This is a genomic window from Pseudomonas sp. FP603 (genome assembly GCF_030687415.1).
Lineage (GTDB): Bacteria > Pseudomonadota > Gammaproteobacteria > Pseudomonadales > Pseudomonadaceae > Aquipseudomonas > Aquipseudomonas wuhanensis.
This window is the reverse complement of sequence record NZ_CP117431.1, coordinates 6,259,815-6,272,953: the sequence shown is the minus strand read 5'-3', so window position 1 is coordinate 6,272,953 and position 13,139 is coordinate 6,259,815. Positions and strand designations below refer to the sequence as shown.

General features: G+C 58.9%; 10 protein-coding genes and 1 pseudogene. 4 read left to right on the top strand and 7 right to left on the bottom strand.

Going from position 1 to position 13,139, the window contains the following annotated elements:
- Nucleotides 1-60: 60 nt before the first annotated feature.
- From PSH65_RS28985 to PSH65_RS28975, 3 genes are all read left to right on the top strand, one after another.
- A complete protein-coding gene (locus PSH65_RS28985; RefSeq protein WP_305423886.1) occupies nucleotides 61-3,336 on the top strand; it encodes a DUF2126 domain-containing protein in 3,276 nt (1,091 codons plus the stop codon).
- Between the two features lie 88 nt (nucleotides 3,337-3,424).
- The gene (locus PSH65_RS28980) at nucleotides 3,425-5,911 is read left to right on the top strand and encodes a circularly permuted type 2 ATP-grasp protein (protein ID WP_305423885.1); all 2,487 of its coding nucleotides are present in this window, start codon (nucleotides 3,425-3,427) and stop codon (nucleotides 5,909-5,911) included.
- Nucleotides 5,911-6,801 (top strand): transglutaminase family protein, encoded by an 891-nt coding sequence (locus PSH65_RS28975; protein WP_305423884.1) that lies wholly within the window; start codon nucleotides 5,911-5,913, stop codon nucleotides 6,799-6,801. The genes PSH65_RS28980 and PSH65_RS28975 overlap by 1 nt, the downstream gene beginning before the upstream one ends.
- A gap of 194 nt (nucleotides 6,802-6,995) precedes the next feature.
- Here PSH65_RS28975 and PSH65_RS28970 read toward each other — a convergent pair whose 3' ends face one another.
- Complete coding sequence (locus tag PSH65_RS28970) at nucleotides 6,996-7,184, bottom strand: hypothetical protein (RefSeq protein WP_253546718.1); 189 nt, start codon at nucleotides 7,182-7,184, stop codon at nucleotides 6,996-6,998.
- 68 nt (nucleotides 7,185-7,252) lie between these two features.
- Entirely contained in the window at nucleotides 7,253-7,840 is a 588-nt protein-coding gene (locus tag PSH65_RS28965) for a TIGR00730 family Rossman fold protein (RefSeq protein WP_305423883.1), read from the bottom strand.
- 344 nt (nucleotides 7,841-8,184) lie between these two features.
- Between PSH65_RS28965 and azu the strand changes: the two genes are divergently transcribed.
- The gene (gene azu, locus PSH65_RS28960) at nucleotides 8,185-8,631 is read left to right on the top strand and encodes an azurin (protein ID WP_305423881.1); all 447 of its coding nucleotides are present in this window, start codon (nucleotides 8,185-8,187) and stop codon (nucleotides 8,629-8,631) included.
- 190 nt (nucleotides 8,632-8,821) lie between these two features.
- Here the strand turns inward: azu and nadE are convergent.
- From nadE to PSH65_RS28935, 5 genes and pseudogenes are all read right to left on the bottom strand, one after another.
- Nucleotides 8,822-9,648, bottom strand: a pseudogene (nadE, locus tag PSH65_RS28955) (ammonia-dependent NAD(+) synthetase).
- Nucleotides 9,649-9,652: 4 nt separating this feature from the next.
- Nucleotides 9,653-10,879, bottom strand: coding sequence for a nicotinate phosphoribosyltransferase (gene pncB, locus PSH65_RS28950; protein ID WP_223570425.1), 1,227 nt, complete (start codon nucleotides 10,877-10,879; stop codon nucleotides 9,653-9,655).
- A 167-nt stretch (nucleotides 10,880-11,046) separates the two neighbouring features.
- Nucleotides 11,047-11,208 (bottom strand): hypothetical protein, encoded by a 162-nt coding sequence (locus PSH65_RS28945; RefSeq protein ID WP_305423877.1) that lies wholly within the window; start codon nucleotides 11,206-11,208, stop codon nucleotides 11,047-11,049.
- Between the two features lie 3 nt (nucleotides 11,209-11,211).
- Nucleotides 11,212-11,469, bottom strand: coding sequence for a hypothetical protein (locus PSH65_RS28940; RefSeq protein ID WP_305423876.1), 258 nt, complete (start codon nucleotides 11,467-11,469; stop codon nucleotides 11,212-11,214).
- Nucleotides 11,470-11,594: 125 nt separating this feature from the next.
- Entirely contained in the window at nucleotides 11,595-13,052 is a 1,458-nt protein-coding gene (locus PSH65_RS28935) for a sodium:alanine symporter family protein (protein ID WP_305423875.1), read from the bottom strand.
- Between the last annotated feature and the right edge of the window lie 87 nt (nucleotides 13,053-13,139).

Sequence of the window (13,139 nt, the reverse complement as noted above, 5' to 3'; positions counted from 1 at the left end):
CGCCGCTCTGGCATAAGTCTTGCGCGCTTGTGTCTATGCCCTGGCTCGCAGGAGGCCGCCGTGTCGATTCATGTCGCATTGCATCACGTCACGCATTACCGCTACGACCGTGCCGTCGAGCTCGGTCCGCAGATCGTTCGGCTGCGCCCGGCTGCCCACAGCCGCACGCGGATACTGTCCTATGCGCTGAAAGTCTCGCCCGAGCAGCATTTCATCAACTGGCAGCAGGATCCCCAGGGCAATTACCTGGCGCGGTTGGTATTCCCGGAGAAAACCGATGAGCTGCGGATCGAGGTCGATTTGCTGGCGGAGATGGCGGTCTTCAATCCGTTCGACTTTTTCCTCGAGCCCTACGCCGAAAAAATCCCTTTCACCTATGCCGCGGATGAGCGCAAAGAGCTGGCGCCGTACCTGGAAACCTTGCCCCTGACGCCGACATTCAAGGCCTATCTGGAGGGCATCGATCGCACGCCGCTACCGAGCGTGGATTTCCTGGTCGCGCTCAACCAGCGCCTCAGCGAAGACATCGGCTACCTGATTCGCATGGAGCCAGGTGTACAGACCCCGGAATACACCCTCGAGCATGCGTCCGGTTCCTGCCGCGACTCGGCATGGTTGCTGGTGCAATTGCTGCGCAACCTCGGCCTGGCGGCGCGTTTCGTGTCCGGTTACCTGATTCAGTTGACCGCCGATGTCAAAAGCCTTGACGGTCCCTCGGGCACCGAAGTGGACTTCACTGACCTGCACGCCTGGTGCGAGGTCTATTTGCCCGGTGCTGGCTGGATCGGCCTGGACGCGACTTCAGGGTTGTTTGCCGGCGAAGGACACATTCCATTGGCCTGTAGTCCCGATCCGTCCTCTGCGGCACCGATCAGTGGCTTGGTGGAACCGTGCGAGTGCGAATTCACCCACGAGATGTCGGTCGAGCGGATTTGGGAAGCGCCGCGGGTTACCAAGCCCTACACCGAAGAGCAATGGCTGGCGATTCAGGCATTGGGCCGGCAGATCGATGCCGACCTGCTCGAAGGCGACGTGCGCCTGACCATGGGCGGTGAGCCGACGTTCGTTTCCATCGATGACCCGGACGGTGCCGAGTGGAACACCGCGGCGCTCGGGCCGGACAAGCGTCGGCTGTCGGCCGAGCTGTTCCAGCGCATGCGCAAGCATTACGCACCCAAGGGGCTGGTGCATTTCGGTCAGGGCAAGTGGTACCCCGGCGAGCAACTGCCGCGCTGGTCGCTGAACTGCTACTGGCGCCGCGACGGCGTGCCGATCTGGCACAACAGCGCGCTGATCGCCGATGAGCAGGACGACTACGGCGCCGATGGCGAACTGGCCGGGCGTTTTCTGGCGAGTGTCGCCGAACGCTTGAAAATTCCGACCCGCTTTGTGTTCCCGGCCTACGAAGACAATTTCTATTACCTCTGGCGCGAAGGCGCTTTGCCGCAGAACGTCAGCGCCGAAGACTCACGCCTGGAAGAACCTTTGGAGCGTGCGCGCCTGCGCAAAGTCTTCAGTCAGGGCCTGGACAAGGTTATCGGCCAGGTCCTGCCGCTGGCACGCACCGCCAAGGGCGATCAATGGCAGAGCGGTCGCTGGTATCTGCGGGAAGAACATTGCCGGTTGGTGCCGGGGGATTCGCCGCTGGGGTATCGCTTGCCACTCGGTTCGCAGCCCTGGGTGAAGGCAGCGGAGTATCCGTTCATTCATCCTGTCGACCCGAATCAGGATTTTCCTGAGCTGCCGGGCACCGAGCAGCTACAGAATCACGCTCAACCGCAAACCGCCGACGAGCGCGCGCCAAAGATCGATGAGTCCGCCGATTGGCTGACCCGCACCGCCTTCTGCGCCGAAGCGCGAGAAGGCCGGTTGTACCTGTTCATGCCGCCATTGGAGCGGGTCGAGGACTATCTGGAACTGGTCGCCGCCATCGAAGCCGCCGCCGAGGAATTGCATTGCCCGGTGTTGCTGGAAGGCTATGAACCGCCGAGCGATCCGCGCCTGAGCAACTTCCGCATTACTCCGGATCCGGGAGTGATTGAGGTCAACGTCCAGCCGTCTGCCACCTGGGACGAGTTGGTGGAGCGCACCGAGTTTCTTTACGAAGAGGCGCGCCAGACTCGACTCACCACCGAGAAGTTCATGATCGACGGCCGGCATACCGGCACTGGTGGCGGCAACCATTTCGTATTGGGTGGAGCGACCCCGGCAGACTCGCCGTTTCTGCGCCGTCCGGATTTGCTGCGCAGCCTGATCAGCTACTGGCACAACCACCCGTCCTTGTCCTACCTGTTTTCCGGACTGTTCATCGGCCCGACATCCCAGGCGCCGCGGGTGGATGAAGCGCGCAACGATTCGCTGTATGAACTGGAAATCGCCTTCGCACAGATGCCGAAGCCGGGCGAAGAATGCCCGCCATGGCTGGTGGATCGCTTGTTGCGCAATTTGCTGATCGACGTGACCGGTAACACCCACCGCGCCGAGTTCTGCATCGACAAACTCTATTCGCCGGACGGCGCCACCGGGCGCCTTGGATTACTGGAACTGCGAGCCTTTGAAATGCCGCCCCATGCACGCATGAGCCTGGCTCAGCAGTTGTTGCTGCGGGCGTTGCTGGCTCGCTTCTGGCGCGAGCCTTATGCACCACCGAAACTCGCGCGTTGGGGCACCGAACTGCACGACCGGTTCCTGTTGCCGCACTTTATCGAGCAGGATTTCGCTGATGTGATCGTCGACCTCAATGCCGCCGGTTACCCCGTGCGGGCCGAGTGGTTCGCGGCGCATCTGGAGTTCCGCTTTCCCAAGGTCGGTGATTACGCCGTCAGCGGCATCCAACTGGAATTGCGTCAGGCGCTGGAGCCTTGGCATGTACTCGGCGAGGAGGGCGCGGCAGGTGGCACGGTGCGTTACGTGGATTCGTCGCTGGAGCGTTTGCAGGTCAAGCTCAGCGGCCTGCCGCCCCAGCGTTATCTGCTGACCTGCAATGGCATCCCGGTGCCATTGCAACCCACGGGGCGGGTCGGTGAGTTCGTCGCCGGCGTTCGCTTTCGCGCCTGGCAACCGGCTAACTGTCTGCAACCGACCATCCCGGTCCACGCGCCGCTGGTTTTCGACTTGCTCGACACCTGGATGGGGCGATCACTGGGCGGCTGTCAGTACCACGTCGCCCATCCGGGCGGGCGCAACTACGACAGCCTGCCGGTGAACGCCAATGAGGCCGAGAGCCGGCGGATGGCGCGTTTCTTTCGCGTCGGACACACGCCGGGGAAACTTCCTATACCGAATCTGGAAATTAACGACGAGCTACCGATGACTCTCGATTTGCGACGTTTCTAAACCGTACGCGACGCTCGGATTTTTCGTATATCCGGGCGTCATGAGCCTGCGTTAGTCTGACCGTTCTTTGCTGTCTGCCGAGCTTTCCATGCCTGACCTGCTTGACCGCTACCCGCTGACCGCGGGCACTTATCACGAACTGCTCGACGACAGCGGCGCCGTGCGCCCGCACTGGCAACGGCTGTTCGATCAATTGCAACGCAGCACGCCAACGCAATTGGTGCAGCGTCAGGCGCTGCTGACCCGACAGATCCAGGAAAACGGCGTGACCTATAACGTCTACGCCGACCCCAAGGGCGCCGACCGGCCGTGGGAGCTGGACCTGCTGCCCCATGTGATTGCCGCCGATGAGTGGGAACAGTTATCGGCCGGGATCGCTCAACGGGCGCGGTTGCTCAATGCTGTGCTGGCGGACCTGTACGGCCCTCAGCGCTTGATCGCCGAAGGCCTGCTGCCGGCTGAGCTGGTGTTCGGTCACAACAACTTCCTCTGGCCCTGTCAGGGCATTTCGCCGCCCGACGGGGCCTTTCTGCATCTGTACGCCGTGGATCTGGCGCGTACGCCTGACGGTCGCTGGTGGGTGACCGCGGACCGGACTCAAGCGCCATCCGGTGCCGGCTACGCGCTGGAAAACCGCACCATCGTGTCCCGGGCCTTCCCCGAGCTGTACCGCGATTTGAAGGTGCAGCACCTGGCCGGATTCTTCCGCACGCTTCAGGAAACGCTCGCCCGTCAGGCACCTAGTGATGACGAAGCGCCGCTGGTGGTGCTGCTGACGCCGGGGCGTTTCAACGAAAGCTATTTCGAACACTTGTACCTGGCTCGCCAGCTTGGTTATCCGTTGGTGGAGGGCGGTGACCTGACCGTCCGGGATGCCACGGTCTACCTGAAAACCTTGAGCGGCCTGCGTCGGGTTCACGCGATCATGCGTCGGCTCGATGATGATTTCTGCGACCCGCTGGAGCTGCGCACCGACTCGGCCCTAGGCGTGCCGGGGCTGCTCGAAGCCGTGCGTCAGGGCCGGGTGCTGGTGGCCAATGCCCTAGGCAGCGGCGTGCTGGAGTCGCCGGGGTTGCTGGGTTTCCTGCCGAAGATCAATCAATTCCTGTTCGGTGAAGAACTGATCCTGCCGTCCATTGCGACCTGGTGGTGCGGTGAAGCGCCGGTGCTGGCTCAGGCCCTGGAAAAACTCCCGGAGCTGTTGATCAAACCGGCGTTTCCGTCGCAGAGCTTCGCCCCGGTGTTTGGTCGTGATTTGAGTGAAAAACAGCGCCAGGCGCTGGCCGAGCGCATGCAGGCACGGCCTTACGCCTATGTTGCGCAAGAATTGGCGCAGCTGTCCCAAGCACCGATCTGGCAGGCCGAAGGTGGCCAGTTGCAGCCGCGGGCCATTGGCATGCGCGTGTATGCGGTGGCCAGTCGGGACGGCTATCGAGTACTGCCCGGCGGGCTGACCCGGGTTGCCGCCGAAGCTGACGCCGAAGTGGTGTCGATGCAGCGCGGCGGCGCAAGCAAGGACACTTGGGTGTTGGGCGATCGCCCGCCCAGCGGTGAACAATGGAAAGCCCAGCGCAACATTGGCGTTCACGATCTGGTGCGACGCGATCCGTATCTGCCATCGCGGGTGGTCGAGAACCTGTTCTGGTTCGGCCGCTACTGTGAGCGCTGCGATGACAGCGCGCGGCTGCTGCGGATCATGCTGGCGCGCTATGTCGATGGCGATGACCCGCAAGCCCTGGAGGCGGCAGTCGATCTCGGTGAACGTTTGAATCTGTTGCCGGAGGAGGGCGAGTTGCCGGAGCGATTGCTGGCGGCGCTGCTCGGCGATGATTGGCCGTTCAGCCTGCGCTCCAACCTGCAACGTTTGCAGTGGGCGGCGTCGCAAGTACGCGGCAAGCTCTCGCGAGAGAACTGGCAAGCGCTGGTGGAATTGCAGCGCGAGGCCATGGAACTGGAAACCGAGGAGCCGGATTTCGGCGAGCTACTGGATTTCCTCAACCGACTGGTGATGTCGCTGGCGGCGCTGTCCGGTTTCGCCCTGGATGACATGACCCGGGATGAAGGCTGGCGTTTCCTGATGATCGGGCGACGGATCGAGCGGCTGCAGTTTCTCAGCGGCAGCCTGGCAGCGTTTCTGCGTGGCGCCGGGACTTTCGATCAGGCCGGGCTGGAATGGCTGCTGGAGCTGGGCAACAGCAGCATCACCTACCGCTCTCGGTACTTGGCGGTGGCGCAATTGATCCCGGTGCTGGACCTGTTGTTGCTCGACGAGCAGAACCCTCATGCCGTGTTGTTCCAGTTGAAACTGGTAACCCGCACGTTGAAGCGCTTGAACGACGACTTTGGTGCGCCGCGTGAAACAGGTCTGCCGCAGTTGGTGGAGCGGTTGGCGCGCTTCGATCTGGGTTGCCTGGAAAACTCACTGTTCGGCGAGGCCAGTGTTCGCGCCGCCATCGAGGGGTTGGCCGATCTGTTGCAGGAAATCGCCGATGCCAGCGGACAAGTATCGGATCGCCTGGCCTTGCGCCATTTCGCCCATGTCGATGATGTCAGCCAACGCACGGTGTCCGTCTGATGAATGCCCATTACCAGATTTTCCACGACACCCATTATCACTATGACAGCCCGGTGTCCCTGGCCCAGCAACTGGCGCATCTGTGGCCACGAACCTGTGCCTGGCAGCGCTGTACCGAACAGCAGTTACAGATCAGCCCCGACCCGACTTCGCGCCGGGATGAGCTGGACGTGTTTGGCAATCCGCTGACCCGGCTGGCGTTCGAGCGGCCCCACGATGAGTTGCTGGTCAATGCCAGCCTGACGGTCGAAGTGCTGGCCCGACCATCGCTGGACCTCAATCAATCGTCAGCCTGGGAAGAAACCTGCAATGCGCTGACCTACAGCAGTCAGCCGCTCTCTCCTGAACTGCTGGAAGCCTGCCGTTACCGGTTTGAGTCGCCTTATGTGCATTTGAAGCGCAGCTTCGTCGAGTTCTCCGAAAGTTGTTTTCCTCCTGGCCGGCCATTGCTGCTGGGGGTTCAGGCATTGATGGAGAAGATCTTCAGCGAATTCACCTTCGACGCCGAAGCGACCCAAGTGGCAACGCCGCTGGTGGAAGTGCTGGAGAGGCGGCGAGGGGTTTGCCAGGACTTTGCGCACTTGATGCTCGCTTGTGTGCGCTCCCGTGGATTAGCGGCGCGGTACATCAGCGGCTACCTGCTGACCCAGCCCCCTCCGGGCCAGCCACGGCTGATCGGCGCCGATGCGTCTCATGCCTGGGTGTCGGTGTTTTGTCCGGTGCTGGGGTGGGTGGATTTCGACCCGACCAATAATGTGCAACCGGCGCTGAAGCACATCACCCTGGCCTGGGGCCGGGATTTTTCCGATGTGTCGCCGTTGCGTGGGGTGATCCTGGGCGGTGGCAGCCACGACCCGGAGGTACGAGTTACCGTAATGCCATTGGAGTAACGAAGATCCGCGCGAAAGCGGCCAGTCAGCCACATAGATGTTGGATGTGCCGCCGCTTTCGCGAGCAAGCCCACACAGGGAATGTGCAATTTTTTGAGAGGGATTTCAGATGGGACTGTGAGGGTCAGCAACATCGTTGCTGACCCTGGACACAGATCCGGTGGGCCTGATCAGATCATCGGGCCCTGAGGGTCTCAGGCGTCGGGCGCCTGATCTTTCGGTGCTTCAGCTTCGTCTGTAGCCACTTCGCCTTCGGTATCCGGGTTCAGTGCTGCTGCTTCTTCTTCAGCTGTAGCTTTCTTGCGCTGAAGCTTTTCCTCTTTCTTCTGCTCCTTGGCCAAGTCTCTCTGACGTTTGGCGAAGGAATAATTAGGTTTAGCCATGGGCGATCCTCTGGGGTCGAAGGTGAGGTTGAGCGGCGCATATTCTGCCCTGTATCGATGCCGAGCCGTTAGCTGGGTTTTTGCTCGGTCCATTTTGGCGGTACCGAGGGTTGCCAGGCGTCCAGTGCGTCGAGCAGGGTTTGCGGCGATTCGCTCATTTGCAGCATGTCACGGTGCGCTTCGCGAACGAAGCCTTCGCCGACGATATGATCAAGAAAAGACGTCAATTTGCTGTAGAAACCGTTCACTTCCAGCAAACCCAGCGGTTTTCCGTGATAGCCGAGCTGACCCCAGGTCCAGACTTCGAACAGTTCTTCCAGCGTGCCAAGGCCGCCGGGCAGCGCGATGAAGGCATCGCTGAGCTCGGCCATTCGCGCCTTGCGCGCATGCATGCCGTCGACCACTTCCAGGCGGGTCAGGCCGCTGTGGCCGATTTCCTTGTCCTTGAGGCTCTGCGGGATGATCCCGATCACTTCACCGCCGGCCGCCAGTGCGGCATCGGCCACAATCCCCATCAGCCCGACGGCGCCGCCGCCATAGACCAGAGTCAGCTTGCGCACGGCCAATGCTCGCCCCAGGGCGACAGCCGCTTCACGATAAGCCGGGTTAGTGCCAGTGCTGGCACCGCAAAATACACAAACGGACGCTAAAGACATGCCTTACTCCATGGTCATCAGGGCCACAGAGTAAAGGCAGGCTTGCATCGTTCCAAGGGTTAAACCTCGCGTTCAGGTGTTTCACAGGTACCGCTGGCGCCACAGGCATAAGCGGCGAGCAAACTGCTCAATAAACGGTTGAAAGACATGACAGACGCTCCGGATGAGAGATGACGGCCCTGATGATAGGGCCGTGCCAGACGCTTGGCTGGTAGATTGTTTCGATGAGTGTCATAGCCCAAAAGTTGTATACAATTTTTGATTCAGGTCATAGGAACTTGCGAAGATTTCAGGCAGTCTTCTGTCCATTAGCACTTTTGTTAACCCTGCCTTGGAGATTCACCATGTTTGCCAAACTTGTTGCGGTATCCCTCCTGACACTGGCCAGCAGCCAATTGATGGCTGCCGAGTGCAAGACGACCATCGACTCCACCGACCAGATGTCCTTCAACACCAAGGCCATTGAAATCGACAAAAGCTGCAAGACCTTCACCGTTGAATTGACTCACTCCGGCAGCCTGCCGAAAAACGTCATGGGCCATAACTGGGTGCTGAGCAAAGAAGCCGACATGCAGCCGATCGCTACCGATGGCCTGGCGGCAGGTCTCGACAAGAGTTACCTGAAAGAAGGTGATGCTCGCGTCATCGCTCACACCAAAGTCATCGGCGCCAAGGAAACCGATTCGGTAACTTTCGATGTGTCGAAGCTCAATGCTGCTGAAAAGTACGGTTTCTTCTGCTCGTTCCCAGGCCATATCTCGATGATGAAAGGCACTGTTACTCTGAAGTAATCGAATCAAGCGCATAAAAAAGCGTCCGCTCGGGACGCTTTTTTTGTGCCTGACGGTTGACCGCGTCATCGTTCTTCGCGGGCAAGCCACGCTCCCACAGGATGTGTGTCGTGCCCATTACCGGCGTCCAACACAAAACCTGTGGGAGCGTGGCTTGCCCGCGAAGGCGTCGGTACAGACGCCGACGTCCTTATGGCGCGAACGGCATCACACGCTTGTGATGGGTCTTTTTGTACGTGTTGCAGATGATCTTGAACGCTTCTTCACGCACCGGTTCGCCATGCAGGAAGGCATCGATCTCGGCATAGGTCACGCCGTGGGACACTTCGTCCGGTTTGCCCGGCGACAGGTCTTCGAGGTCGGCGGTCGGGATTTTTTCCACCAGCGACTCCGGCGCGCCGAAGCTGCGGGCAATCGCCCGGACCTGATTTTTCACCAGGCCGCTCAGTGGTGCGAGGTCGCAGGCGCCGTCACCGAATTTGGTGAAGAAGCCCATCACCGCTTCTGCCGCGTGATCGGTGCCGATCACCAGGCCGTGAGCCGCGCCAGCGATGGTGTATTGCGCGACCATGCGCATCCGCGCCTTGGTGTTGCCCAGCACGAATCCTTCTGCACCGCCTCCTTACCCTCGAAGGCCGCCACTTCGCTGGCCAGGGATTTGACCGCCGGGGCGATGTTTACAGTGTGGCGCTCGTCGGGGGCAATGAAATCCACTGAGGCCTGGGCATCATGTTCGTCGAACTGGACGCCATAAGGCAGGCGCACGGCGATGAACTTGTAACTGGCATCACCAGTGCGCTCGCGCAGTTCACGCATGGCGCGCTGGGCCAGCAGGCCGGCGGTCAGGGAGTCGACGCCGCCGCTGATGCCCAGCACCAGCGTCTTGAGCCCGGCATTGACCAGGCAGTCCTGAATGAAGGAAATCCGCCGGGCAACTTCAGCCTCGAGGGCGAGTTGATCCGCGAAGGGCGGTTGGACCTTGAGCTGTTCAGCAATCTCACGCTGTACGGCTTGCATGAATTCACTCCTTGCTAGATGGGCTGGAAATGGCGGCAGGTACTTGGAAAACATGTCGCAAATAGGCGACGAAATTCGGGTCTTTGCAGTGAGTCTTGCCAGGCTCATCAGAGATCTTGGCCACTGGCTGGCCGTTGCAGGCCGTCATTTTAAGCACGATGCTCATTGGTTCGACACCCGGAATATCGCACGTCAGGTTGGTGCCAATACCGAAGCTCACATTGATCCGACCGCGCAATGCCCGAAAAATCTCCAGAGATTTGGGTAGGGTCAGGCTGTCGGAAAACACCAGGGTCTTGCTCATCGGGTCGATGCCAAGCTTGTGATAGTGGGCGATGGCTTTTTCCGCCCACTGCACCGGATCACCGGAGTCGTGACGCAAGCCGTCGAAGAGCTTGGCAAAGAACAGGTCGAAATCGTTGAGGAAGGCATCGGAGGTGATGCAGTCGGTCAGGGCGATCCCCAGCAACCCGCGGTATTCGCGGACCCAGCAGTCGAGGGCGGCAATCTGGCTGTCGATCAGCCGCGGACCGAGTTGCTGGTGGGCCATGATCCATTCGTGGGCCATGGTGCCCAGCGGCTTCATGTCCAGCTCTCGGGACAGGTGCACGTTGCTGGTGCCGACGAAGCGACCGGGGAAGTCATGCTTGAGCACGTTCACCACTTCTTCCTGTACACGGTACGAGAAGCGACGGCGGGTGCCGAAATCGGCTACCTGCAACTCGGACAATTCGTCCGCGCTGGCATTGGCGGTGAGCCAGTCGAACTTGCGATAGAGTTGTTCGCGAGCCTGTTCCAGGACTATTTCCCGGTAGCGATAGCGGTTGCGCACTTCGCTGACCATGGCCAGCAGCGGCACTTCGAACAGAATCACGTGCAGCCACGGCCCGCGCAGGCGGATGAACAACTCGCCGTTTTCAATGCCGGTGTGGATGTAGCGCAGGTTGAAGCGGAACAGCCCGAGAAAGCGCAGGAAATCCGGTTTCAGAAAGCTGATGCGCTCCAGGAAACTCAACTGATCGGCACTCAGGCTCAACTCGGCCAGGCGCTCGATCTGAAAGCGGATCTCCGCCAGGTATGGGCGCAGATCCTCGCTGTTACGGCAACGAAACTCCCATTCGACTTCCACGTTAGGGTAGTTGTGCAGCACCGCCTGCATCATCGTCAGTTTGTAGAAGTCGGTGTCGAGCAGGTTCTGCACGATGCGATCGGCAAACACACTCTCGCTCATAACGGGGTTCTCCAGGGTGGCCGCGGCCCGTGGCGGCGACGTTGCAGCTGTTTCAATGAATGGGGCTAGTGGCGCATATCAACGGTGGGGATTGCCAGCTTTTTTTGTGTTCATGATGGAATGATCACCTGTTGCTGGCACCTTCAAATGCAAACACCTGTGGTTCCTCAATTATCTGCTGTTGCCTCAAGCGCTGCCTGGATGACAAGCGTCAGGCTTTCCCAACTTCTTATATAGCCATCAAGGTGGGAGTGACGAGGAATAAGCCCTGTTTCAATTGCCTTGATCATTGCTGCTTTTATCATTTCATGGGTCGTCGATTTGGCCATGATTTACAATCCTTTAAATGTTATTTGGTCCAGCGCGTCGACACCGTCCTGTAGCAATAAATAGGCTGGAAGTATCAGGCGGAAAAAATCAGCATCATTAGTATGTTTAACGGTTACAGAGGTCAGCGCCTCTAAAAAGCTCGTGGCAGCGCGTATTCTGAAGCAGGCATCTTCAAATAACAGGTGGGGTGCAACGTGCGAGTCTATATAAAAAGTTGGAATGTCAGATGCGTTGGATTTAAGGGGCTGATAGCGATTCACAGACGAACTCCTCGAGCGCGCTGGAGGGCGCGAGTAATTGTTTTTTTATGGATGATGATGTTGCCAAGGCATTGTTTGTCTGCTGAACCATCGCATAAGTGCAATGGTTCAGCGTTCATTGGGATTTATGTGATCTGAGCTTTAGCTGGGGCGCGATCCTCACAAACAGGGTTCTTCGGCGGGAGAGGATTTGTTATCGCGGGCCAAGCTGTCAAATCGAGATCCAGATCCCTGAATTTGCTTGAGTCAAAAACGGGGGTTTTAGTTCCTGCGCGACGTTGTTCATCATAGTCGCCCAGGATTCGCATACAGACTTTGAATAGCAGTGTCATCGCAATAAGGTTCACCAAGGCCAAAAATGTCATGGTGATGTCGGCAAACGCGAGCACCGTGGAAAGGTCTTCAACCGAACCCCAAAAGACCAGCATCAATACGAATATGCGGTACGCAATTAACGATTTATGCGGCGCTGCGAAGATGAATCGTAAACTGTTTTCTCCCAGGTAGTAGTTGTAGAGCATTGCCGTGAACACAAACAGGGCAAGTACCACGCTGATAAACATCCGACCCCAATCGCCTACTACCTCAGCCAGCGAGTTTTGTGCCAACGCGATGCCGTCGCCTTCGAAACCGGGAGCATAAAAACCGGAAAGTAAAATGATCAACGCGGTGCACGTACAAATAACGATGGTGTCGATGAAGACACTGAACGCCTGCACCACGCCTTGTGCTATAGGGTGGGCGATTTTTGCTGCAGAGGCGACGTTAGGCGCACTGCCCAGTCCTGCTTCATTGGAGAACACTCCGCGCCTCACCCCCATAATGATTGCACTGCCCACCAGCCCGCCAAAAGCCTGATCCAGTCCGAACGCGCTTTTGACAATGCTGAGCAGCACTCCGGGGACCTGGTCGATTTGCAACACGATCACGTAAAGCGTTACACCGATATAGGCAACAACTTTAAGGGGAACCAATAAGTCGGCGACCGCCGCGATGCGCTTTATACCGCCCACGAACACGATACCCAGCAACAAAGATAGCGTGAGCCCGGACCATGTCATCGATAAACCAAAGGCATTGTTGAGAGAATGCGATACGGCATGAGACTCAAGGCCATTGATGGCAAACCCGAAGGTCACTAAAAGCAGGAGCGCAGCAATCGTTCCGAGCCAGCGTTTGCCCAAGCCGTGCTGGATGTACCAGGACGGGCCCCCACGATATTGACCGTTTGCATCGCAGCGCTTGTAGAGTTGACCCAGTGCGCATTCGAAAAAGCTACTCGACATCCCCAGTAGAGCGGTCATCCACATCCAGAACACTGCACCGGGACCGCCCATGCTCACGGCAATGCCGACGCCAACGATATTGCCGGTTCCGACCCGTCCGGCCAGGCTGAGCGTCAATGCCTGCAATGAGCTCAAGTGGTTGTTCCCGGTATGCGAGCTGCCACGTAATACAGAAATCATGTGTACGAAGTAGCGAAGCTGCACAAATCGTGACCGGATGGTGAAGTAGGTTCCAAGTCCTAGAACTAAAGGTATCAAAACCTTTCCAGAGAGAAAGTCATTGATGACGTCAAGCATTCAAAGCTCCTTGCTATTTTAAGAGTGCTAGTGAATCGATGGTGTGCGAAACCCTGAAGTCCGTCAGGTCCCGTAATATCAGGTCAT

What these genes read in the sequence shown, in the direction of transcription:
- azu (WP_305423881.1), top strand. Translation starts at nt 8,185, where the DNA reads ATGTTTGCCAAACTTGTTGCGGTATCCCTCCTGACACTGGCCAGCAGC.
- PSH65_RS28935 (WP_305423875.1), bottom strand. Translation starts at nt 13,052, where the DNA reads ATGCTTGACGTCATCAATGACTTTCTCTCTGGAAAGGTTTTGATACCT.
- PSH65_RS28965 (WP_305423883.1), bottom strand. Translation starts at nt 7,840, where the DNA reads ATGTCTTTAGCGTCCGTTTGTGTATTTTGCGGTGCCAGCACTGGCACT.
- PSH65_RS28970 (WP_253546718.1), bottom strand. Translation starts at nt 7,184, where the DNA reads ATGGCTAAACCTAATTATTCCTTCGCCAAACGTCAGAGAGACTTGGCC.
- PSH65_RS28975 (WP_305423884.1), top strand. Translation starts at nt 5,911, where the DNA reads ATGAATGCCCATTACCAGATTTTCCACGACACCCATTATCACTATGAC.
- PSH65_RS28945 (WP_305423877.1), bottom strand. Translation starts at nt 11,208, where the DNA reads ATGGCCAAATCGACGACCCATGAAATGATAAAAGCAGCAATGATCAAG.
- PSH65_RS28980 (WP_305423885.1), top strand. Translation starts at nt 3,425, where the DNA reads ATGCCTGACCTGCTTGACCGCTACCCGCTGACCGCGGGCACTTATCAC.
- pncB (WP_223570425.1), bottom strand. Translation starts at nt 10,879, where the DNA reads ATGAGCGAGAGTGTGTTTGCCGATCGCATCGTGCAGAACCTGCTCGAC.